The following is a 21820-nucleotide window of genomic DNA, read 5'->3' as shown; positions in this document are numbered from 1 at the left end:
TTAGCTAAATCAAACCGGGCGGTTGATTATTGGTTGCCACCAACAATGGCAGCAACAGCAGCTAGTTCTGCCGCTTCTTGGTGTTGTTGTTCTTCACGATCAATAACATCCATTGAAGAATTATCAACTAAACCAAGTTCGATTTCACGTAAAGCAACAACTGTTGGCTTATCGTTCTCAGGAGCTACTAGTGGGTCTTTACCACCAACAGCAATTTGGCGGGCACGACGGGCCGCAACTAAAATTAAGTCAAAACGATTACCAATTGCATCTACTGCATCTTCAACTGTTACGCGAGCCATCTTAGCACTCCAAAATAATTTAAAAGCAAAGGCGTAGTTTACTGCACGCAGCAGGTTTCGCCAATAGCCAGTGGTTAATTTTTATCTGTTTTAGGGCATGAACATCTAATTAATCTTAATTTAGATTATTTGAGTAGCTCATTAATTAAAGTTTGATGACGCGTTGTTTGCGCTTTTAGCGTTAATCGCTGTGCAATAACAACACTTTCTATCTCACTTAAAGCAGTATCAAAATCATCATTCACAACAACAAAGTCATACTCATCGTAATGAGAGGTTTCTGATTGAGCTTGTGCCATACGCCCGGCAATAATTTCAGCTGAGTCTTGGCCACGGTTATTTAAACGTTGCTCTAACTCTTGCTTTGACGGCGGTAAAATAAAGATAGTTTTTACGTCATCCATTATTTCTCGAACTTGGCGAGCGCCTTGCCAATCAATATCTAAAAACACATCAATGCCAGCGGCTAACTGTGATTCAATGGCTTGTTTAGAAGTACCGTAATAATTGTCAAATACTTGCGCCCACTCAAAAAAGTCATCTTTGGCAATTAGTGCCTTAAACTCATCAACCGATACAAAATGATAATGTTCCGCATTGTTTTCACCAGGGCGCGGTGCGCGGGTGGTGTGTGATACCGATACTTTCATATCAGCATGTTTTTTCAGTAATGCATTTATTAAGCTCGATTTACCCGCCCCAGAAGGTGCAGATAAAATAAATAAGTTTCCGCGAGAGTGTGCCATTATTTTCTCTATCTAAAAATAAACAGGCTCGAACTATAAACAGCTCAAGCCTTCAATTATTATATTGTACTTTATTTAGCTAATTATGCTCAAGTGAGTGGTAAAGCCAAAAAAGTTACTCAATATTCTGGATCTGCTCATTGAGTAGTGGCCTAGACCTTAATAAACTCAATGGTTTATCGAAAAGAAACCGTTCAAAAATGCCTGTTTGCCCACCAAACTGCCCACCACTTGCCTATGGCTTTTACTAAATCTTAGTGGTTAGCAATGGAAAAACAGTGTCGTTTTTATGCTGCTGTTAGAGCTAAAACATAGCAGTTTTGAAGGGCTTTATCGAGTAATTTTTTCAACACTTTATTTAATAATGGATACAATAATATCCACTTTCTGTTTTATTTCGCTATAATGGATATGACTGTATCCATTTGGCCTTTGCGGATGAAATTTACCTTACTTGATGATACCGATGTAAGCCACGCCTATGCGGCTTATTTACGTGAGTTACGAAAGCAGGCAAAGCTGTCACGAGCGGCGCTTGCTGAGCGAAGCTGCGTACCTGCGGCCACCATTAAGAAATTTGAGCTGACCGGGCAAATTTCATTTCGCCAATTGCTGTTGCTATGGCAGACCCTTGATTCGCTAGAGAGGCTCTATCAACTCACACAACCTAGCAAAGAACGGGTCACTATGCCCTCTAGTATTGATGAGGTGCTAAAAGATGAGTTTTAAACCCATTCAAAAACTCGCCGTGACTCGCACCTTAAGTTCAGGTGAGCAGGTTGCAGTAGGGGTCTTGGCGCAGAATCGGCAAGGTGTTTTTTTTCAGTATGCAGACAGCTATTTGCAGCAGTTTGGTAATTTATCTCCTTTTACTTTGCAGTCGAGCATACAAGTTCAAGTCGCACCTAAGCAGCCACACCAAGGTGTACATGGCGTATTTGGAGATTGTTTGCCCGATGGCTGGGGCATGTTGTTACAAGATCGTATTTTCCGGCAAAAGGGCATCCTACCTAATCAATTAACGGCGATGGATAGATTGGCCTTTGTCGGTGATAAAGGCATGGGAGCATTGTCTTTTTCTCCGGTGTCTGAGTTTTCAGCCACGACATACGCGGATATTGATTTAGCGACGTTAGGCTTAGAAGCACAAACGTTGTTCGATTCTTCGGTGTCAGATTATATGGATGATAATCACGACGAGTTAGATGGGCATACTCAACAGGTGTTGGCCGCATTAGTCGCCGGAGGTAGTTCGGGTGGGGCCAGACCTAAGGCACAAATTTATATGCCTGCTGGGGAAACTCAGTATTGTCGAACCTTCGCTCAGCTTGGAGATGAGGCTTGGCTGATTAAATTTACTTCTAAAAATCTCGCGCTCGGGCATGAAGAAGGTTTGTGCGAGGCAGTTTATTTACAAATGGCAGAACTTGCTAAGTGTCAACCGCCGCAATGGCAACTCATTGAAGCACCACCTACAAGCGGTGCGTCTGCTTGGTTGGCGCTTAAGCGTTTTGATTATGTCACTGAACAGGCCGACTTAGGCAGAAAGCGCAGTGCAGGTCGATTGCATATGCACAGCGCTTGCGGGCTGCTGGATGCAGACTTTCGAACGCCAAGTTTAGATTACATTGATTTAATTAAAGCCAGCCGTCAGTTGTGTAAATCGCCAGCGGCTGGACAACTGCAATTTCGCCGTGCAATGTTTAACCTGCTATCGTCTAACCAAGACGACCACAGTAAAAACTGGGCGTTTTTGCAAGCGGATGACGGTCAATGGGATCCTGCCCCTTTTTACGATGTTACCTACAGCCCACATCCATTCAACGAACACGCCACTGCGTTCGGAGGTTATGGTAAAGCGCCACCGCTTAAGGTGATGCAAAAACTTGCTACCAGTGCTGGCTTTGCGAATTGGAATGATGCAAAGCAAGTTATTGAAGAAGTCGCAGAAGCCATCAGCCAATTTACGTATCTTGCCAAGCAACAAGGGATCAGTAAAACAACAGTGTCTGCGATTGCTAAGACATTGGAGCAGCGTAAACAAGAAAATGCAGCGCTTTTTCTATAACAATTTTGTTAAAACAAACTTTTTCAATTCACCATAAATAGATAGCAAGGTCATCGTGAGCGAATATCAATACTATAAATTTGAGCGTCTGGATGGGTATTTAGATGCTAAAGCACGTCAAGCACTCAGGGCCATTTCAAGCCGTGCCGAGATCAGCGCTACGTCCTTTCAGGTGTATTACACCTACAGTGACTTAAAGGCAGAGCCTTTTGAGCTGATGTTAAAATACTTTGATATCGGTTTTTACTATGCCGATTGGGGCTCAATCGATGCCTACATCAAGCTACCAGCAGGAACGCTCCCTGAAGCGTTACTTGGCTTTTCAAGTGATGGGCTTCATGTTCACGAAAACGATGAGTGGCAGTTGCTGATTTTTTCCCTTGAGGAGTATGACGAATATTTTGACGATGAGCATGCCGACGAATTTTTCCAGCATTTAGCTGGGTTACGCAGCGGGTTAATGCAAGGGGATTGGCGCCTTGTGTACTTTATGTGGCTCAAAATGTTTGATTTTAATGATGACGTTGAGCGAGTGCCGTTAATTCAATTCGATTTTGAGCACCTCAGTGAAGAGTTGCAGGCCTTTGCAGCACTGTATGATATTCCTTTAGCCTTAGTTAAGGCACTCGCCATGGTGCTGGATGAACAACCTAGTCACCAAGCCAAACAACCCCAGTTTCAATTTGATGCGTGGCTAAACAAGCTCACGGAAGTTGAGAAAGACACGCTATTACGCGCGCTGTTTGAGCAAGGCCAGCTAACCCGTCACCAAGCCTTAGCGCTGACGCGAAAAGAACCTGTCAACACAGACGAGATCTATCAATACTGGTTAACCTCCGCCGTCATTTCTCCTTTTATTGAGCAAGCGCAAAGCCAATTACAGCAAGAGCAAGCCGCAGCACTCGCAAAAAAATTAGCTATCGAAAAAGCGGAAAAAGAAAAAGCGTTGACGGATATCTACAATCGGCGTGAGCACTACTGGCAGCAATCACAAGAGCAAGCGGATCGAACTTGCGCCAGTGGTTACGATGCGGCATCACGCTATCTGCATCAGCTGTTTGAGGCCTATCAGTTCAAAGCTGATGAAGCGGCGTTTGAACAACGCTTTAAGCGCTTTGTTGTGGCGAATAATAGCCGTAAAGCACTGTTAAATCGCTTGAGTGATTTGCTTTAAACGATGAGGCGATAGGCTGGCCAAATGACGTTAGCAAAAAACCGATTGAGGATTGGTTGAAAGGTTGTAAGCCCACCAAAGGTCTACAAATTGTTACCTATGAAGTCACTTTGTGTAGACCTCGGGGTCTAAGCAACGCGCTTTTACCATCTCTGTGGTAAATACTGCGTGAAATACAAAGGCATCACGATATTGGTTTGCTCTAATGCGGATGAGCCTTGTATACCCGTTAACTTAAAGGTTTTACTTGGAGTACATTTTTCAACGTAGGATGCCAACGATTTTGCTCTTGTACGTTTACCACTTTTGACCTCCACAGGGACGATATCGCCTTCATCGGTCGCCAAAATAAATTCGATTTCGGCGCGGGCGTCATTCCATGAATAGCTTGGGTCAACGCCAATGGCAGTGAGCTCTTGTTGCACAAAGTTTTCAGCCACATAGCCTCTGTAGTTATAAACAGAGAGATCATAGTTTTGTTGCTTAATTTCTTTATAACTGCTGCCGAGCATATGATTAAGCAGGCCCACATCAAACAGAAACAGTTTCACCATATTTTCTTTTTTATAGGCCGCTAACGGAGATTTCGGCAATCCTCCAATAGGGTAGTTTGGCAAAGCTAAGCGGCAGCAGTTAAGCCAATGGATCGCGGTTTCAAAATCGCTATAACGAGATTTACGCTCATGCACATGCTTAAATTTAAAGCGTTTAACCGACTCATCCCTGACAAGTGATAGCTGGGCTGGAATGCTATTAAATACCGATTCAATCAGTGTGGCGTCGACCTTGCCCGCGTACTTACCAAAATCGCGGCGATAACCTTCCACTAAATCGGCATGAATTTTTGTGACTTTTTCAACACGCTCTAGAATGCTTGAATCCTTATACTGATACCAAGCAGAAACGGCTTCCGGCATACCACCAGTAAAAAAGTAGTCAGTGAGTTTGTCCATCAATTTGGTGTGTACTGCCGGTGTGCTTGCTTGACTATCAAACGCTTTGATCAGCGCTTGCTCGTTGGATGCGTAAATAAATTCTTGGAAGGTCAGTGGTCGTAAATTGTATTGTTCTACCTTGCCCACAGGGAAGGTGTTGAGCAAACCAATATTCGAGCCGCTGGCAGCGACAAAATAGGACGGTGCTTTTTCAGCAAAGTACTTTAGTGAGGTAACGGCACGTTCACATTCGCCAATTTCATCTAATATCAGCAGATCGGTTTCTGGGTTGAACGCTTGGTTGGTTAACAACTCAATGTTCATTACTAGCTCGTCAGGTGACAGAGAGCCATCGAACGCTTCTTTGTAGGCAGGGTTTTCAAGGAAGTCGATACGAAGGATGTTGGCAAAGGTGTTCCCAAATAACTCTTGTAGCAGATAGGTTTTACCTGTTTGTCTTGCACCATCGATCAATAATGGCTTGCGCACCGGTTGATTTTTCCATGCTATTAGGGCGTTTAGTAAGTTGCGCTGCATTGTCATTTCCCGTCAATTAAGACTGTTAACTGCCTGTAGTATAACTCAGTCTACACTTTTACGCGCAGAAAAGTGCGTAATTTTACATTTTTATGCGCATAAAAGTGTAATTTGATGGCCTTTGGCATTCAGGGATCCAGATCATCGCCTTGGCCAACGCGTAAGATAAACCTAAAGGTGGGATATAAATCCAATTATATTGAGTAAAGTGGGAATATAGTCCCTTTGGTTGGTGATATGGCTAAGCGTGACTTACACAATGTACTGTTTCCGAAGCAGCGCAAAATCCTGACGCATTTTGGTGAAGACTTGCTGTTGGCGATGAAACGACGTGGTTTTACAAAAAAGCTACTGTGTGAACGTACTGGTTTTGATCATAAAACCGTGAATAAAGTCTTCGCCGGTGATCCGGGTGTTGCCATAGGCACTTACTTAAAAGTCATGGCCGTTCTTGGCATGGAAAGCAACTTTGCAGACATGGCTGCTCATGATGAAGTGGGTATCAAGCTGCAAAACATAAAATTGCTGGAAGGTTCAAGATGAGCCGTGAAATCGTCGAAGTCTATGCCGACTGGCAGCCAATTGAGGCGCCTTTGCTAATAGGACAGCTGACTTACAGCGATTCAAGCCGAGGTGGCGTGTTTAGTTTTGCCTACGATAAAGCATTTTTAACTTCAGTCTATCGTTTACAAATTGATCCCATTCTGACGCTTCACCCCAGTGAACTCTACAACGATGAAGCCAATAAAAACTTTCGTGCATTTCTTGATTCGTCACCTGACAGATGGGGGCGTATTTTAATGCAGCGGCGTGCAGCGATTGAGGCGCGCAAAGGCATTCGAGCAACAAGTCGATTAAACGAATTGGATTACCTGCTGGGCGTACATGACTCTTACCGGATGGGTGGTATTCGATTTAAGCGAGTAGGCTCGGATGCTTTCTTAGATGACAACTCTGAGTTTGCTGCGCCACGCAGCAATGCAGATTGAAAAAGACGATAACATCGACAGTGACGAGTATTACCGCTGGTTGAAAATGCTGATTTCTCCAGGCTCATCATTAGGTGGTGCAAGACCCAAGGCTTGTGTGGCAGATGAACAAGGTCACTTGTGGATTGCCAAGTTTCCCAACTTAAATGATACCTTTGATGTGGGGGCGTGGGAGATGGTCTGTTATGAATTGGCTTTGGCGGCAGGTGTTGACATGTTTCCAAGTGAGATTAGGCAGTTTTCCTCTGGGCATCATACCTTTTTAACAAAACGGTTTGACCGCGACGGCGATCAGCGGCTGCATTTTTCATCGGCCATGACACAGCTTCGCTATTTTGAAAACGAAAAGTATGATGGTGAACAATCTCAAGGTGCCAGCTATTTAGAAATTGCTGAATTTATTTCCAATTCTGGTGCACAAACCGCAGCCGATTTAGCTCAGTTATGGCGTCGAATCGTGTTTAATATTGCGGTGTCCAACACGGATGATCACCTGCGTAACCATGGGTTTTTATTAACAAAGAATGGCTGGAAGTTATCACCTGCTTATGATTTAAACCCGATAGTGGGTAAGCATGGCCTGCATCTGAATATTACCGATGCAGACAACGCTTTAGACTACCAGCTAGCCTTTGATGTGAAAGACTTCTTCAGACTTTCGCAAACCCAAGCCACGCAAATTTACGATGAAGTATTAATGGCGGTTAAGCAATGGCAAACCGTTGCTAAGCGGCTAGGGATCAGCCGAGCGGAGCAAGCCATGAAACAATCAGCGTTTAACGTTTAATGAGTCAGTGAAACTATATTTTCATTTTTCAGCAGATAAAGAAGTTTTAGTTTCACTTTATGCTTTGCCTCATACTCCATGTGTTTTAACACTTCGCTCATCCCTTGGGCTTTTGGGGCAGTTTGGGCAAAGCTTTAGTTCACGCCACTTAGCCACGCACTAACTCTGCCCACAGAGCATTTATTGTTTTGGGCACTATCTACAAACTGGGGCAAGTAGCTACTTGTACCCTCAGAAAGCTGCACGATCTGTGCATTTATCTGCCTACTGCGTCCGTTTAGTACTGGCAAACTCCTAACTGAACTTAACAGATCAGTGAGGAAGCAAACGATGAACCCAACTACACAATCATCCACCACATCAACACACCCAGCGCGTCAGCAGCGGATTTTGCGCTTGCCCGAGGTAAAGGCCAAAACAGGCTTTGGCCGCAGCACCATTTATGCCTTGATGGCAACCGACCGCAGCGCAAAGTCAGGCTGCCCGACAACACCCGCCCACGAATGTATTGTATTAAAGGCAGCATCTTGGATGACTAAAAAGGCGATGAATCCTGTGTGGGCTTGTCGCCTTGCAGTGTGCCGCCAGTCAACCTAAGGGCAGGGCGAGGATTAAAGGCTAAGGCGGACAAGACTGCTAGTGCACTGGTTGTGTACTTGCTGTGCAGGGGGGGGCTTGTAATCGTCCTAAACGGAAAATATCTTTGCGCTATTATCAGCAGTTGATAAGATGTGAGGGTTATGTATAAGCGTACAGTCTTTTTATTGGCCAAGCGCTGTTTTATCTACTTGCTGGGAACCTAGTGAGCAAACCATTCGAGTAAGCTATGCGAGTAAGCTATGCGAGTAAAGCAATGAAAAACGCAAAACAATCGCGTTGCGTTATTGGGATTAAAGGGCAAAGCCCAGATCCCAATTTCCCCGTTGATATCTGGTTCGACTCGCTTAAATCGGTCGCCAATGTGCTGTCGAAAGAAAACCAGCAGTTGTTAAAAGTAATCGCCGAACAACAGCCGCAATCGATCACTGAGTTGGCTATGCTGACAGGCCGAGCGGTCAGTAATGTGTCGAGAACATTGAAAACATTAGGTAAGTACAACTTGGTTGAAATGACAAAATCACAAAATGGATTGGCGGTAAAACTGCGATATCAATCGATGTTGTTATTGATCCAGCCATTAGAATAAAAGGAATATCATGCAACAAGTCGGAATTTATGAGCAGCTTATAACGCAGCTTATCGAGCGTCGTATTGACCGAGAGCGATTCTATGTCGGCGAACGTGAGCTTAATAGCAGTGAAGCATCAACATGGTTATCTCGTTTCCTATCACACATACTTGAGTACGCGATTGAGTCCGTCCCCTCAAGTGATGATCGTCTGCAACAGCAAATTGCTTTATCCAATCAATTGTTACTCTGGCTAAAAACACAAATTCAAGATAACGATTTTATCGAAGACAATTTGCTTGCCAGTCAAGGTAAAATTCTGACCGCGCTCTATGAGCTCGAAAATCCTGTCTCAGCCGATTTAAAAAATTATATTAACGACATTTTTCCGTTAACAGGCTTAAGCCAAAGCGAGTTGTTTTGTGGCAGTAATGCGGGATTGTCGCTTGAATCTGAATTGAAGCGAGAGATTCTGTCTGCGGATAAAATTTACTGGTTAGTGTCATTTATTAAGTGGGCAGGGATCCGCATTTTTCGCAAAAAGCTAGAAGAATTTACCTCAAGTGGTCGCGAGCTAAAAATCATCACCACCTCATACATGGGAGCAACGGATGCCAAAGCGGTTGAGTATCTGGCGAGTTTACCGAATACCGAGGTGAAGCTGAGTTACAACACTGAGCGTGAACGTTTACATGCCAAGAGCTACTTATTTTTACGCAACACGGGTTATCACACTGGTTATATCGGCTCTTCCAATCTTTCCCATTCAGCGCTAACCAATGGCTTAGAGTGGAATTTAAAAATCACTTCACAAGAAATCCCACACATTATCAATAAATCATTGAGCACCTTTGAAACCTATTGGGTTTCTAATGATTTTGAACACTTTAGTGGCGATGCAACAAGCAGTGAAAAACTCAAAAAAGCCTTGAGTCAGCAGCGCGGAGATTTTGAGGCCAGCCCGACGCACTTCTTTGATATCTCTCCGTTTCTTCATCAAAGTGACATTTTGGAACAACTGGCCGTTGAGCGTAGTGTTCACCAGCGCTTTCGTAATTTAGTCGTTGCGGCTACCGGCACGGGAAAAACCCTGATTTCAGCCTTTGACTTTGCGCGCTTTATTAAAGAGAAACCGCAAGCAAATTTCTTGTTTGTTGCACATCGTGAAGAAATATTAAGACAAGCAAGAGCTGCTTATCGTGGTGTATTGAGAAACAGTGCTTTTGGTGAGTTGTGGGTAGGTGGACAAACGCCAGCTCATTATCGTCAGCTGTTTGTGTCGATCCAAACCCTCAACAACCAGCTGGTTCAACTCAACCTAACTGCTGACTATTATGACTACATAGTGATAGATGAAGTGCATCATGTCGCTGCTGCAAGTTATCGTGGGTTACTGGACTATTTCTCACCCACTATCTTGCTTGGTCTCACGGCCACGCCAGAGCGCCATGATGGTGGTGATATTTTGGCAGATTTTGGTGGTGTGATTGCTGCTGAAATTCGTTTGCCCGAAGCGATTAATCGACGCCACCTTTGCCCATTTCAGTATTTTGGTATCGATGATGATACCGACCTGCGAAATATTCCGTGGAGTCGGGGGCGCTATGATATTGTTCAACTAACCAACCTTTATACTCACAACCAAGCGCGTTTTAATAAGATCTTCTTCAGTATGCAGGAAATACTGACAGACATTAGCAAAATGAAAGCGCTCGCTTTTTGTGTGAGTAAAGAGCATGCCCAGTACATGACACAGCAACTCTTATTAAAAGGCGTTAAAGCGGATGTGTTGACCAGTGATAACAGCCACGAGCGGCAACAAAAGCAGCAAGCGATTCGTTCTGGCAGCATTAACGTGCTTTGCGTGGTCGATATCTTTAATGAAGGTGTCGATATTCCCGAAGTGGATACCTTACTGTTTTTACGACCGACAGAAAGCTTAACTATCTTCCTGCAACAATTGGGGCGAGGTTTACGTTTAGCTGAGGGAAAAGAGTGCTGTACCGTGTTGGATTTTGTTGGCAACTCACGTCCTGAATATGATTTTGCCAATAAATTTAGAGCTTTAGTGGGGAAAAATCATCGAGCGATCAGCGAAGAAATAAAGCAAGGCTTCCCCCACGCGCCACTGGGTTGCCGCATTGAATTAAGTAAGCGTACGCAAGAAATGGTGCTTAGCAATATTCGCCAAGCTTCATTAACCTTAAAGCGTTTAGTTGCAATGATACGCCAATATCCAGAGCACTCTACACTACCGTTAACACTGGCGAACTTCTTAATCATAAATCCTCACATCGACTTGAATGAGCTTTATAAGCGAGGGAGTTGGTCGCAGCTGGTTCAGCAAGCTAAGGATGAAATCAACGAAAATTCAGTTGATGAAGATCTGCTGAAAAGACTTAGAAAGGCCATTCATAACCGAATTTTGACCTGTGATGATCATGCCTATTTGAGCTTCTTAAAACAGCTTTGCCATAACAGCTTTGCAATAGAAGATTCGAGCCATCGTTATGCTTTGATGTGTCATTACGATTTTTGGCAAAAAACAGGGCCAGAGTGCGGTTTTGATTCCATTGAACAGAGCTTAGCGAAACTGAATGCTTGCGAGTTAAAAGCAGAGTTATTGGATGTTGTTAACTGGCAACTCGCACAAACCAAGCATGAGCAACCAACAATGCAGGCTTTGCCTGAGGTTTCACTGAGGCTGCATGCACGTTATGCGCGTGAACAAATATTGGTGGCATTTGGCGCGACTACGTTTGAGCGCCAACCACCGGCTCGGGAAGGTGTGTTTGTGCTGAAAGATCAAAATATTGAACTGATGTTTGTCACCTTGGACAAAAATGAAAAGCAGTTTTCGCCAACCACTATGTACCACGATTACGCGATCAACGAACACCTGTTTCACTGGCAGTCGCAAAACAGTGCAAGAGCTGATAAAGGCCGTGGTTTGGAGTACATCCAACACCAAAAAATGGGTAAGCGTCTGTTTTTATTTGTGCGTGAGCAAAGCAAAGATGAATACGGCCGAACCATGGGTTTTGTGAATTATGGTGAAGTAGACTACGTATCGCATACAGGTTCACAACCGATGAGCATTACTTGGCAGTTAAAAGAGCCAATGCCACACTTTATGTGGCAACAAGCGGCGAAGTTAGCTGTAGGTTAAATATCATGATGACTCCAGCCATCGACAAAGTTTACCCTCTTTGGCGCTTTAGTTTGGTCTAAAAAACCGAGCAAGACGCAGCAACTAGCCAACAACGCGGGCATTTTCCACTCATGTGGTTGGCTAATTTTACCGCATTAAGGGCGCGATTTGAGCAAGGCTTAAAAGTGATTTGTGCCGCACCACATAGCCGTTTGCAACCGACGGTAGCTAATATCAAAGCGGCCAAATTAAAAGGCCGCCTGCCACATAAGTTAGCCGAGAAAGTTAAGCAAGACTTTGCGAATGGCCAGTACGATAAGCGCTATGCAGTCGAAAAAAAGCAACTGAGTGTCGATACCCCAGAAAACCGCTTTATCAAAATGGCGGTGAGTAAAAGTAAGCGGCAATTAGCGGAGTTTGAACAAAAGCTTAGGCAGAGTAACCAAGCACCAGAACGGCAACGGTTGTCAGATTCATTTTTAAATGAGCTGAATAGTTGGCAACAGCCGCTGCAAAAAGTGTTAGGTCAGAGTTTTTTAAAAGAGGTTGGTGCATACACAGGGTTAAGCCGTGAGTCGTTAGTGCTACAGCAAAAAACCGGTTACAGCGCGGTGTATCGCATTTGGCAGGAGCTGAAATTTTATTTAGATGTGTTTGGCAATCAGTCGAGCATTTCAATGAAATCAGTGGCCGAGATTTATGAAGTGTGGTGCTTTTTGTGTTTGAAGCAGATTTTAGAGCAGGATCTCGGCTTTGAGCTGGTGGAAAATAGTGCGACTAAGCTCGCCCAAAATGACTTTTTTGAGTACCAACTAAAAGATGGGTTTGCCGGTGCCTTTCGCTTTAAGCGTAGCGATGGTGTGACCGCTAGGCTGGCACACGAGCCTAAATTTACCAAAAAGGGTCAATCAATCCGCTCGTACTTGGTTAACCAAGAGCCGGATATTGTATTGGAAGTGACACTGCCTAAAAGCCCTGATTTAACGAAAGCAGATTCATCAGAAGAAAAGCAGTTTATTTGGCTGTTTGATGCCAAGTACCGTATTAAAACCGAGAAAAACCGCTTTGATGACAGCAATGAAGATATCGAAAGTAAGGATTACGTACCAGACGATGCCATCAACCAAATGCACCGTTATCGGGATGCCTTGATTCGTTTATCAGAACCGCACGATTCTAAATCACCATCAAGTGGAAACGTTGGCCAACCTGCCAAAAAAAGCCGCCCAGTTTTTGGTGCATTTGCTTTATACCCAGGCTTTTTTGATCAAGCCACAACCCCCAACCCCTACGCAGCCGCGATAGAAGAAGTGGGTATTGGCGCATTTGCCCTCTTACCTAGTCAAAATGGGCCTAGCCAAAACGAACTTAGTCAAACTGAATCAACCCAGACTAAGAGCCGTTATTCCGGTCACCAGTGGTTGTTAGAGTTTTTGCAAACGCAAATTGGCACAGCGCCGAATGTACAAACAGGGCAAAACAATGAAGCCATGTATCCTGTGGCTGGCATGGCGGAAAGGCTCTACGTACAAGACGCTGCACGCATACCGTATTACGGCATGCGCCAAGTGCTGTACCCTGATTTGACGATGACAGTGGCATTGGGTGGACAACGCGGCCGTGATAATGGCTACTTTGAACAATTTGAGCAAGGCACAGCGCAGTGGTATCACCTGCCGCAAAGCACGTTTTTGCAGAAATTTAAGCAGCATATTGCCGAGGAAATTCGCTATTTAGCGTTGGCGTCTACCTCAGACACTCAAAGTTCAACCAAACAAATTGACAAACTTTGGCCGGTTAAACGGGTCACCGTGTTACCACGCTACGCCATTACCGAAGATCAAGCGGGTAAGAAGTCAGGTTCTGCTGATTTGTATTATTTATTTGAGCTTGGCAAACCGCTGTCACTACAAACGCCAGTGACCAACGTGCCACATCGCCCAATTAAAAACTCGATGAAACTCACAACCTTAACTCGCCTAGAGAGCGTCACTAAGTTTACCGAGGTTGAAAGAGTGTACGAAGCGGCAATGGTGTGAGCGAGTGTTATTAATTATGCAGAAGATGAATTGGCCGAAAATGCAGTTGTTCGGTTATTCCGAACAACTGCTAAGTAAAATCGACATCAAAAAATATCGAGCTATTTGGCGTTTTTGATATTAAAATCGCATCAACAACACCCCTCCCGCTACCCGTTAGATCAGCGCCCCGCGAGGGGTTACTCTTTTTTGCGCCTAATTTTTGGTACCGTAATGAGTTACGGCACCAAAATTAGCTTCCAACCACACATCATTCTCTGGCCCACAAAGGTGGTGCAGCAGCGCTAGGTTGATCTGGTGGCTGATCACGTTGCCGTTTCGTTTTTGGCTTTCTTTTTTCAAACCTCTCAGTAATAACCCTGTGCATGATTTTCCTATTTGCTCCGGCGTACTGGGCAGGCAAAAGGCGCGGTTTTGCTGTTTGGGGTGCAAGGTAGCGCGCTTTCCTGTTTTAGATAAAGGCGAAATGCACCAAAAGATACAGGCGTTGGCGGGCGTGTTTGCGAGCAATTTGTTGGTTTGGCTCGTGCCATCCTCATATATCGGTAACAAATGTGCTGGTAACAAAACTAACCCGCCTTGCGCGTGGCCTTCAACCTCAGGTAAAGGCAGCCAATACAAGTTTGGCCATTGCTCATGGCTCTGCCATTTTTCTACGATCACTTGTGCGCCAATACTATTCAGCCATTGGTGAATCGGGCAGCCTGGGTGCGTTTGTTTTACGCGCGGTAACTGATAGGTCAGCCAGCGGGTTAAGCGTTCGGCCGCATTATCGCACTGACTTAGTGCGGGGTAGAGAGTAAACGCGGCATTCCCAACCAGTAACGCGACCACCTGCTGTATCCATTCTCTATCCAAATCGTTAGCACTTGCCCATAACACGTCACTTATCACCTTGTTGGTTCGTCATGCCGTCTATTTTCAGTGGTCGGGTGCAGACGCGGTGGTGAATTAGATTAAAGAAATGGCCATCAAACTAACCAGTCAAATCGGCTTTTTATGATGACCTGTGCGCGGCTAACTGTTTGATATACATAGTCCAATACGGTGCTGTTTGGCTGTGTTCGCCAAGTGCAAAAAAATCGAGACGCCAAACGATCGTTTGCATTCTGGGTTTAAAAAATCAAACGGTTTGTACTTTGATGCCGAGGTTGGTTTAGGGTACAAAAAGTGCCAAACCTTGCTTTGATCCAGTAATGGCAAGGCCTACCAGCGTTGGATTTCAATCGAGAAGCCAAACAGTAAATGGGCTAATTTCCCTGTTTGGCGTTTCGATCCAAAAGCCAAACGGATAGTGGTTTTGGCGTATGGGGGTAAAGGCATGGGGAAGTGTGTGCGCGAACACACGAATGATTGCCCTGTAAAACCAATCGACAAAAACGCCAACTTGGTTTATATTTTTAAAATAATTTTAGTTTTCATAAACCGGAGGTCTGTATGATTGGAGAGCGCATAAAACGAGCCCGTGCAGCCGCTGGCCTGTCGATGCAGGCCTTGGGTGAGCAAGTTGGTATTAGTGCCAACATGGTTAAAAAATACGAGCACGACCAGAGTATGCCTTCGTCGGGAGTTTTACTTAAATTGGCGACAGCTTTGTCGGTTCGTACTGAATACTTCTTTCGCCCAGCACAGGTGACTTTGGGTGAGGTGGAGTATCGTAAAAAAGCCTCAGCTTCAGCTAAGTTGCTAAAGAAGATTGAGTCTGATGTGGTTGACCAAGCCGAGCGCTGGTTAGCGCTTAAAAATGTATGGCCAAACTTCCCGATAGCGAGTTTTAACTACCACCCCGACGTTCCTGTTGTAAGCACTTTAGACGCAGTAGAGCAGGTTGCCGCCAAAGTCCGTACTGATTGGCAGTTAGGTATGAATCCATTGCCAGACTTAATCGACTTGCTTGAGTCTAAAGGTATTTTGGTGATTGTCAGTAACGTACCCCAAGCCGATAAATTTGATGGGTTACAAGCCAAAATATCAGGGCAGCCAATTGTTGTTGTGTCTTCTCATTGGCCTGGTTGCCGCCAGCGGTTTACATTGGCGCATGAACTTGGCCACCTTGTTTTACATGGCTTACTCGATGAATCCCTTGACGAAGAGATGGCCTGCAACCGCTTTGCTTCTGCGTTTTTACTGCCCGAAGTTGGCCTTTTTCAGCATCTAGGAGAGCGACGTTCGAACGTAGACCCCAAAGAGCTATATTTCCTGAAACAGGAATATGGCTTAAGCATGGCCGCTTGTTTGTATCGCAGTGCCGACCTTGGTGTGATCACCGAAGAGAAAAAACGCCAAATATTTATACAGTTCTCAAAAAACGGTTGGCGAAAGCAAGAGCCTGGGAACCCTTATCCACAAGAACAAACATTATTGTTTGAGCAGTTGGTTTATCGTGCATTGGCAGAGGGAATTGTTAGTGAATCGAAAGCCGCTGAGCTGTTACAGATGTCAGTGATGGCATTGCATAAGCAACGCCAAATGTTGGCTGAGGCTGTTTAAATGTATTTGTTGATCAGTGATGCCAATATCCTCATTGATCTCGAAGAAGGCCAATTATTAGGCGTCTTTTTCAATTTGCCTTACCAGTTCAAAGTTCCAGATGTGTTATTCCACGAGGAGCTAAGCGATCAACATGGCTATTTACTCGAGTTAGGGTTGTTGTTGGGTGAGTTAAGCCCTGAGTCTATGATGTACTCATTTGAACTGAGGCAAAAGTATGCAGGCCCTAGCATGAACGATTGCTTTGCACTTGCGTTGGCGAAACAAGAACAGTGTCCATTGCTAACTGGGGATATGGCGCTTAGGAAGGCGGCTGAAAAAGAAGCGATATTAGTTCAAGGTACGCTATGGGTTGTCGAGCAGCTCGTCACCCATGGTGTATTGTCAGTTGAAGGAGCTGTAGCTGCCTACGATAAAATGGCAAAAGCTGGTCGTCGCTTACCTTGGGCGCTTGCAAAACAGCGTTTAACCCAATTATAAACTTTGCTAAGCCCTGATTGCCCCATTCCTTGGGGCAGTTTAACTTCCTCTTATTCACCCTCTAAAGCTCGGCATATCAAGTGTTGCCCCATTGTCCCAACTGCCCACAGTAAGTGAGTAAATGGGGGCTGCTAGTTTCGCCTGATGGGCTTTTTCGGCATGCGGCTGCGTTTGCCATCGAAAAAGGCCAATACTCTGAACCAATAGAGTGATTCTTCATAACCTAGGCTATGCGTTGGGCGTGCAGGCGGGATGAGCCCCAGCTTGCGTCCTAGGCTGACAATCACGTAGAACGTGAGTTTTAGCGTCAGCCATGGAGCGAGTACCACGAATACCATCAGGCAATACCGAGTAAGTGCGTAGCCTATACCATAAGGCTGTTCGAGTAAGGCAATGCCAATACACCAACCAAGGCCTGCCAGCATGGCTATTGGAAAGGTAATGGGGGCGAGTCGTATTATCAGTTGCATGTTAACGCCCTCCTGTGTGGTGGTGTGAAGCGGGTTCAAAGTTCACTAGTGGTTCAACCACATCAGCCACGGTTTGATGGGCAATACGGCGCTCTTCAAAGTAATCGTGGCGGTCGTAGATACCCTCAACGCCTTTTAGCTTATGGTTAAGACAGCGTTCGGCCACATTGCCTGCAATGCCCAAAGAGGCGGCAAGGCTGCGAAAGGTGCGGCGCAGATCGTGTACGGTGAAGTGTTCAAGCTTGCCCATTTTATTCGGTGGCTGTTTTTTGCGCCCAGGCTCGCGACCAAAGAGTTTAGAAATGGCGCGGTTTAGCGTATCTGGCCCCATATGTGGACGATGGCTTGCTCGTCTGGCTGGGAAAACATAAGGTGAGCCACAAGCGCGGATTTGCAGCTCGTTAAACCAGGCAATGGCTTGGCGTGGTAAGGGAATGCTGATTGGCACGCCAGTTTTACTTCGTTCCTTGGGTAGGTCCCATACGCCCGTGGTTAAATCCATTTCACGCCACATGGCTTCGCACAGTTCGCTTTTGCGCACGCCCAATACCAAAAACAGGCAGCAAGCGAGGTAGTTATCGCGGCCAAAGCTATTGATATGGGTATGAAACACGCTAAAGGCGTAGTGAATTTCCTCTTTGCTGAGCATCCTGTCTTTACTGGACTCCACGCCACCGGCATCGTCCACGGTAAAGGCTGCGGCGGGGTTGTTCAGCGTTAAGTCGAGCTTTATCGCATGTCGAAACAGCTGCTTCATATACATCAAGGTATCGTTGGCAATGGTAGGGCGGTTACTTTCTCGAATGCGCTCTAATACTTCGCGTACATGTGTGGGGCGCACGGCTTGTATAGGAAGTTGACCAATCACTGGTGCAATTTCTTTGGTAAAAACACGTTTGGGTATATTGGGGTGCTTTAACCGGCGACTTAAGTCTTTGGCATACCTGTCTTGAAACAGCTGGCTGACATTTTGGATCTCTGGGATGGTTTCAATAGCGCGAATTGCTAATGGATCTTCACCTTGCTGAAGTTGTAGCTGCATTTTAGACGATTCAAGTCGAGCCTCTGCTAAGGTCATACTTGGATATTGACCGAGCGTGGCTTCTCGTCGTCCGTTTAGGCTAGTATACCTTAGCATCCAATACGGCTTGCCAGATTTTCTTACGCAAAAATATAGGCCATTACCATCACTGTATTTCTTGGTTGCTGCTGCGGTGCGAGCATAAGACTGCATCTGAGTTGCGGTTAGTTTTGCCATCGTTTGTTACTCTATATTCCTAAGAAATCGTTAAAATTTGCTCACCATTGCCCACCACTGTTTGTTTATCGACTGGTTCGATAGTTGAGTGATTGAACAATCTGCAAGCAGCACGATAAGTGGAGATGGCATAAGGCGGTGGTGAGATAGATGCAAAAATCTGCTCACCAGATACCTTGACTTTTTGCTTATTGAGTCAAAAAAACAGGTCTTGCCCACCATTTTGCCCACCACTTAAACAGCAACTGGTAACGGACATCTGCAAACCGATTTGGACGAGGAAAATAAAAAGCCCTGTATTTTCAAGCAAATAACAGGGCTTTTAAGACATTCTTGGACGGGTAAAAAAACTATTCGATGTTTTGAATCTGCTCTCTCATTTGCTCAATCAACACTTTTAGCTCTACCGCTGCATTAGTGATGTCGCTGTTGATTGATTTAGAAGCAAGAGTATTTGCTTCGCGGTTAAACTCTTGCATCATAAAATCTAAACGGCGGCCACATGCGCCACCTTTATTAAGAATTTTTTTAGTTTCTTTTACGTGCGATTTTAAGCGGTCGAGTTCTTCGGCGACATCTTGCTTTTGCGCAAGGTAAATAAGCTCTTGTTCAAGGCGAGATTCGTCAATGTCGGTTTTTAAGTCTTCAAGCTTTTGATTAAGCTTTTCACGCTGCCACTTTGCTATTTCTGGTAAGTGACTTTCTACTACAGTAACTTGCTCAAGTATGGCATCAAGGCGAGTGGCAATCATTTCTTCTAAATTTGCGCCTTCATCGCCACGGGCTGATTTAAAATCTTCAACTACTTGGTCAAAGCCCGCTATAAGTGCTTTATTAACGGTATCTAAATCGAGCTCCTGTGCTTCCATTACGCCAGGCCAGCGCAGTATATCAACAGGGTTAATGTCGCCACTGCTTTGTTGCTGCACCCATTTAGCACTATTTATTAGTTGCTCAGCAAGTGACTCATTAATTGATAGCTCACCCACGTGTGCTGGATTTGCAACAAACTTTAAAAATACTTCAACTTTACCGCGTTGCAAATTTTTACGTAAACGCTCACGAATTACCGGCTCCATGCCACGAAATTGCTCTGGTGCGCGAATAAACGTTTCAAGGTAGCGCTGGTTTACTGAACGAATTTCCCAGGTGCCAGTGCCCCAATCGCCTTTAATTTCGCGACGCGCATAAGCAGTCATACTGTGGATCATGGATAAGTTCCTAAAATTTATTAATACAATATTGCGATGATTATACCGTAACACTGCTTAACCTCTAGAGAAAATTTATTACGCTGAATATTTTACAATCAGCATGGCATCTACTTGCACATGCACTTATAATGTCGCAAATTCAGAATTAAGGGGATCGTCAATGCGTCCAAGCGAAAGAACACCTAACCAAATTAGACCGGTATCATTTACACGTAATTACACATTACACGCTGAAGGCTCAGTACTTGTTGAGTTTGGTAATACCAAAGTACTTTGTACTGCTACGGTTGAAGCAGGTGTACCACGTTTTATGAAAGGCCAAGGTAAAGGTTGGATCAACGCTGAATACGGTATGCTACCGCGCTCAACGCATACGCGTAATGCTCGTGAAGCAGCACGTGGTAAACAAGGCGGTCGTACTATGGAAATTCAACGCTTAATTGCTCGCGCATTAAGAGCTGCAGTAGATTTAAAAGCGCTTGGCGAAAACACCATTACAATTGACTGTGATGTGATTCAAGCTGATGGCGGAACACGCACTGCATCTATCAGTGGTGCATGCGTTGCTTTAGTTGATGCACTTACTCACATGCGCGCTAAAGGAATGATCAACTCAAACCCGCTTAAGCACATGATTGCTGCTATTTCGGTAGGTATTTATAAAGGCCAACCAATTAGTGATTTAGAGTACCTTGAAGATTCTGAAGCCGAAACCGATATGAACGTAATTTTAACTGAAACAGGTAAAATTATTGAAGTACAAGGTACCGCAGAGGGCGAACCATTCTCGTTCGACGAATTAGATGAGCTACTTACACTGGCTAAACATTCAATCCGTGAAATTATAGATGTACAAAAACAAGCACTAGCATAAATAGGTAATCAGCGATGAAAGAATATCAAAAAGAGTTTATTGAATTTGCTTTAGAAAAGCAGGTATTAAAGTTTGGTGAATTTACCTTAAAATCTGGCCGTACAAGTCCATACTTTTTTAATGCAGGTTTGTTTAATACCGGTCGTGATCTTGCTCGCTTAGGTCGCTTTTATGCAGCGGCACTTGAAGATGCAGCAATTGAATATGATGTACTATTTGGTCCCGCTTATAAAGGTATTCCAATTGCAACAACTACCGCAGTTGCGTTAGCTGATCATTACAACAAAGATGTGCCTTACTGCTTTAACCGGAAAGAGAAAAAAGCACACGGTGAAGGTGGCAGCTTAGTAGGTTCGGATCTTAAAGGTAAGATAATGCTAGTTGATGATGTGATCACGGCAGGCACTGCAATTCGTGAATCAATGGAAATCATTGCCGATAACGGCGCAGACCTAAGTGGTGTACTAATAGCACTTGATCGCCAAGAAAAAGGCAAAGCTGAGCTTTCAGCTATACAAGAAGTAGAGCGTGACTTTAATACTCAAGTAACTTCTATTGTTAAATTGGCTGATCTAATCAGTTACCTTGAAAATCAAGGAACCATGGATGAGCATTTAGCGGCAATAAAAGCATACCGAGATCAATACGGTGTAGCATAAGTAAGAGCCTCGCAAAAGCGGGGCTTTATTTTGTTTAAAATTTAGCAGAACTCGCACGAATAGTTAAAGCGAGTTAATTCTCATAGTCGAGTGATTAAATCCAACTATAGCCATAAGAGCATTAGCAGATCGTATAAGTACAGAGATTAATGTTCCATCGGATCAAGCTAAAGATATAAGATCTGCAGAGGTTACTCTCCTATTGGTGATCATGATGATCATTCTTTCACACATTTAAAGGCTACCTCACAGTTAAACGCTTAAATACGCGTTTATTGTTAATAAATTGATGGTTATGTTGTATTTTTAGTATCTATCGTTCAAATATCCAGCGAACAGTCATTTATTTCAAGTTTTCTTCAAAAAAGGGTTGATCTGTTTTCGGATCTCCCTATAATGCGACCCCACTGAGACGGCAGAGCGCAACGCATAGCGAGGCACGAGCTACTCAGTGAGTCGAGTAAAACTTAGTTTCGAAA

The 21820-nt window shown here is 44.5% G+C and carries 19 protein-coding genes and 2 pseudogenes; 14 read left to right on the top strand and 7 right to left on the bottom strand.

What is annotated here, in order from left to right; translation table 11 throughout:
- Positions 1–26 precede the first annotated feature (26 nt).
- Both rpoZ and gmk read right to left on the bottom strand, forming a co-directional pair.
- Positions 27–302, bottom strand: coding sequence for a DNA-directed RNA polymerase subunit omega (gene rpoZ, locus CWC14_RS13380; RefSeq protein ID WP_138563321.1), 276 nt, complete (start codon positions 300–302; stop codon positions 27–29).
- A gap of 125 nt (positions 303–427) precedes the next feature.
- The gene (gmk, locus tag CWC14_RS13375; protein ID WP_076922923.1) at positions 428–1048 is read right to left on the bottom strand and encodes a guanylate kinase; all 621 of its coding nucleotides are present in this window, start codon (positions 1046–1048) and stop codon (positions 428–430) included.
- A 438-nt stretch (positions 1049–1486) separates the two neighbouring features.
- On the opposite strand from gmk, the gene CWC14_RS13370 reads away from it, so the two are divergent.
- The 3 genes from CWC14_RS13370 to CWC14_RS13360 are packed head-to-tail and all read left to right on the top strand — an operon-like array spanning position 1487 to position 4290.
- Positions 1487–1777, top strand: coding sequence for a helix-turn-helix domain-containing protein (locus CWC14_RS13370; protein WP_000673265.1), 291 nt, complete (start codon positions 1487–1489; stop codon positions 1775–1777).
- Positions 1767–3116 carry a type II toxin-antitoxin system HipA family toxin gene (locus CWC14_RS13365; protein ID WP_138563319.1) on the top strand — a complete coding sequence of 450 codons (1350 nt, stop codon included), beginning with the start codon at positions 1767–1769 and terminating at the stop codon, positions 3114–3116. The genes CWC14_RS13370 and CWC14_RS13365 overlap by 11 nt, the downstream gene beginning before the upstream one ends.
- 55 nt (positions 3117–3171) lie before the next feature.
- A complete protein-coding gene (locus CWC14_RS13360) occupies positions 3172–4290 on the top strand; it encodes a hypothetical protein (RefSeq protein ID WP_138563317.1) in 1119 nt (372 codons plus the stop codon).
- Positions 4291–4433: 143 nt separating this feature from the next.
- On the opposite strand, the gene CWC14_RS13355 is transcribed toward CWC14_RS13360, so the two are convergent.
- Positions 4434–5762, bottom strand: a complete 1329-nt coding sequence (locus CWC14_RS13355; RefSeq protein WP_138563315.1) for an ATP-binding protein — start codon at positions 5760–5762, stop codon at positions 4434–4436.
- A gap of 237 nt (positions 5763–5999) precedes the next feature.
- Between CWC14_RS13355 and CWC14_RS13350 the strand changes: the two genes are divergently transcribed.
- The 7 genes and pseudogenes from CWC14_RS13350 (at position 6000) to CWC14_RS13320 (ending at position 13896) form a co-directional block, all read left to right on the top strand.
- Complete coding sequence (locus tag CWC14_RS13350; protein ID WP_102095244.1) at positions 6000–6305, top strand: helix-turn-helix domain-containing protein; 306 nt, start codon at positions 6000–6002, stop codon at positions 6303–6305.
- A pseudogene (locus CWC14_RS13345) lies at positions 6302–7538 on the top strand (type II toxin-antitoxin system HipA family toxin). The gene CWC14_RS13350 and the pseudogene CWC14_RS13345 overlap by 4 nt, the downstream one beginning before the upstream one ends.
- A gap of 330 nt (positions 7539–7868) precedes the next feature.
- A complete protein-coding gene (locus tag CWC14_RS19990) occupies positions 7869–8135 on the top strand; it encodes an AlpA family phage regulatory protein (RefSeq protein WP_349654510.1) in 267 nt (88 codons plus the stop codon).
- A gap of 229 nt (positions 8136–8364) precedes the next feature.
- Positions 8365–8724 (top strand): HVO_A0114 family putative DNA-binding protein, encoded by a 360-nt coding sequence (locus tag CWC14_RS13330; RefSeq protein WP_249928754.1) that lies wholly within the window; start codon positions 8365–8367, stop codon positions 8722–8724.
- A gap of 10 nt (positions 8725–8734) precedes the next feature.
- Positions 8735–11875 carry a DEAD/DEAH box helicase gene (locus CWC14_RS13325; protein ID WP_138563311.1) on the top strand — a complete coding sequence of 1047 codons (3141 nt, stop codon included), beginning with the start codon at positions 8735–8737 and terminating at the stop codon, positions 11873–11875.
- Positions 11876–11949: 74 nt separating this feature from the next.
- Positions 11950–12471, top strand: a pseudogene (locus tag CWC14_RS19935) (DUF2357 domain-containing protein); the annotation flags it as partial.
- Between the two features lie 63 nt (positions 12472–12534).
- On the top strand, positions 12535–13896 hold the full coding sequence (locus CWC14_RS13320) for a nuclease domain-containing protein (RefSeq protein ID WP_283957452.1): 1362 nt from the start codon (positions 12535–12537) through the stop codon (positions 13894–13896).
- Between the two features lie 195 nt (positions 13897–14091).
- Here the strand turns inward: CWC14_RS13320 and CWC14_RS13315 are convergent, their stop codons facing one another.
- Positions 14092–14790 carry a hypothetical protein gene (locus CWC14_RS13315; RefSeq protein ID WP_502705424.1) on the bottom strand — a complete coding sequence of 233 codons (699 nt, stop codon included), beginning with the start codon at positions 14788–14790 and terminating at the stop codon, positions 14092–14094.
- A gap of 543 nt (positions 14791–15333) precedes the next feature.
- Between CWC14_RS13315 and CWC14_RS13310 the strand changes: the two genes are divergently transcribed.
- Together CWC14_RS13310 and CWC14_RS13305 are read left to right on the top strand one after the other, a co-directional pair.
- The gene (locus tag CWC14_RS13310; protein WP_138563309.1) at positions 15334–16386 is read left to right on the top strand and encodes a helix-turn-helix domain-containing protein; all 1053 of its coding nucleotides are present in this window, start codon (positions 15334–15336) and stop codon (positions 16384–16386) included.
- Complete coding sequence (locus CWC14_RS13305) at positions 16387–16866, top strand: PIN domain-containing protein (RefSeq protein ID WP_138563307.1); 480 nt, start codon at positions 16387–16389, stop codon at positions 16864–16866. It begins immediately after the preceding gene.
- A 131-nt stretch (positions 16867–16997) separates the two neighbouring features.
- Here the strand turns inward: CWC14_RS13305 and CWC14_RS13300 are convergent, their stop codons facing one another.
- From CWC14_RS13300 to CWC14_RS13290, 3 genes are all read right to left on the bottom strand, one after another.
- Positions 16998–17336, bottom strand: a complete 339-nt coding sequence (locus CWC14_RS13300) for a hypothetical protein (protein ID WP_138563305.1) — start codon at positions 17334–17336, stop codon at positions 16998–17000.
- A gap of 1 nt (position 17337) precedes the next feature.
- Positions 17338–18594, bottom strand: a complete 1257-nt coding sequence (locus CWC14_RS13295; RefSeq protein WP_138563303.1) for a tyrosine-type recombinase/integrase — start codon at positions 18592–18594, stop codon at positions 17338–17340.
- Between the two features lie 350 nt (positions 18595–18944).
- The gene (locus tag CWC14_RS13290) at positions 18945–19805 is read right to left on the bottom strand and encodes a YicC/YloC family endoribonuclease (protein ID WP_024032427.1); all 861 of its coding nucleotides are present in this window, start codon (positions 19803–19805) and stop codon (positions 18945–18947) included.
- Positions 19806–19968: 163 nt separating this feature from the next.
- Between CWC14_RS13290 and rph the strand changes: the two genes are divergently transcribed.
- Both rph and pyrE read left to right on the top strand, forming a co-directional pair.
- Positions 19969–20682 (top strand): ribonuclease PH, encoded by a 714-nt coding sequence (gene rph / locus CWC14_RS13285; RefSeq protein WP_004588248.1) that lies wholly within the window; start codon positions 19969–19971, stop codon positions 20680–20682.
- Positions 20683–20696: 14 nt separating this feature from the next.
- Positions 20697–21341: an orotate phosphoribosyltransferase gene (gene pyrE, locus CWC14_RS13280; RefSeq protein WP_138563301.1), complete on the top strand. Its 645-nt coding sequence runs from the start codon at positions 20697–20699 to the stop codon at positions 21339–21341.
- Positions 21342–21820: the final 479 nt, after the last annotated feature.

It is taken from the genome of Pseudoalteromonas sp. S3260 (assembly GCF_005886925.1).
GTDB lineage: Bacteria > Pseudomonadota > Gammaproteobacteria > Enterobacterales > Alteromonadaceae > Pseudoalteromonas > Pseudoalteromonas tetraodonis.
The sequence above is the reverse complement of the archived record's forward strand: the minus strand, read 5'-3'. Positions and strand labels throughout refer to the sequence as shown.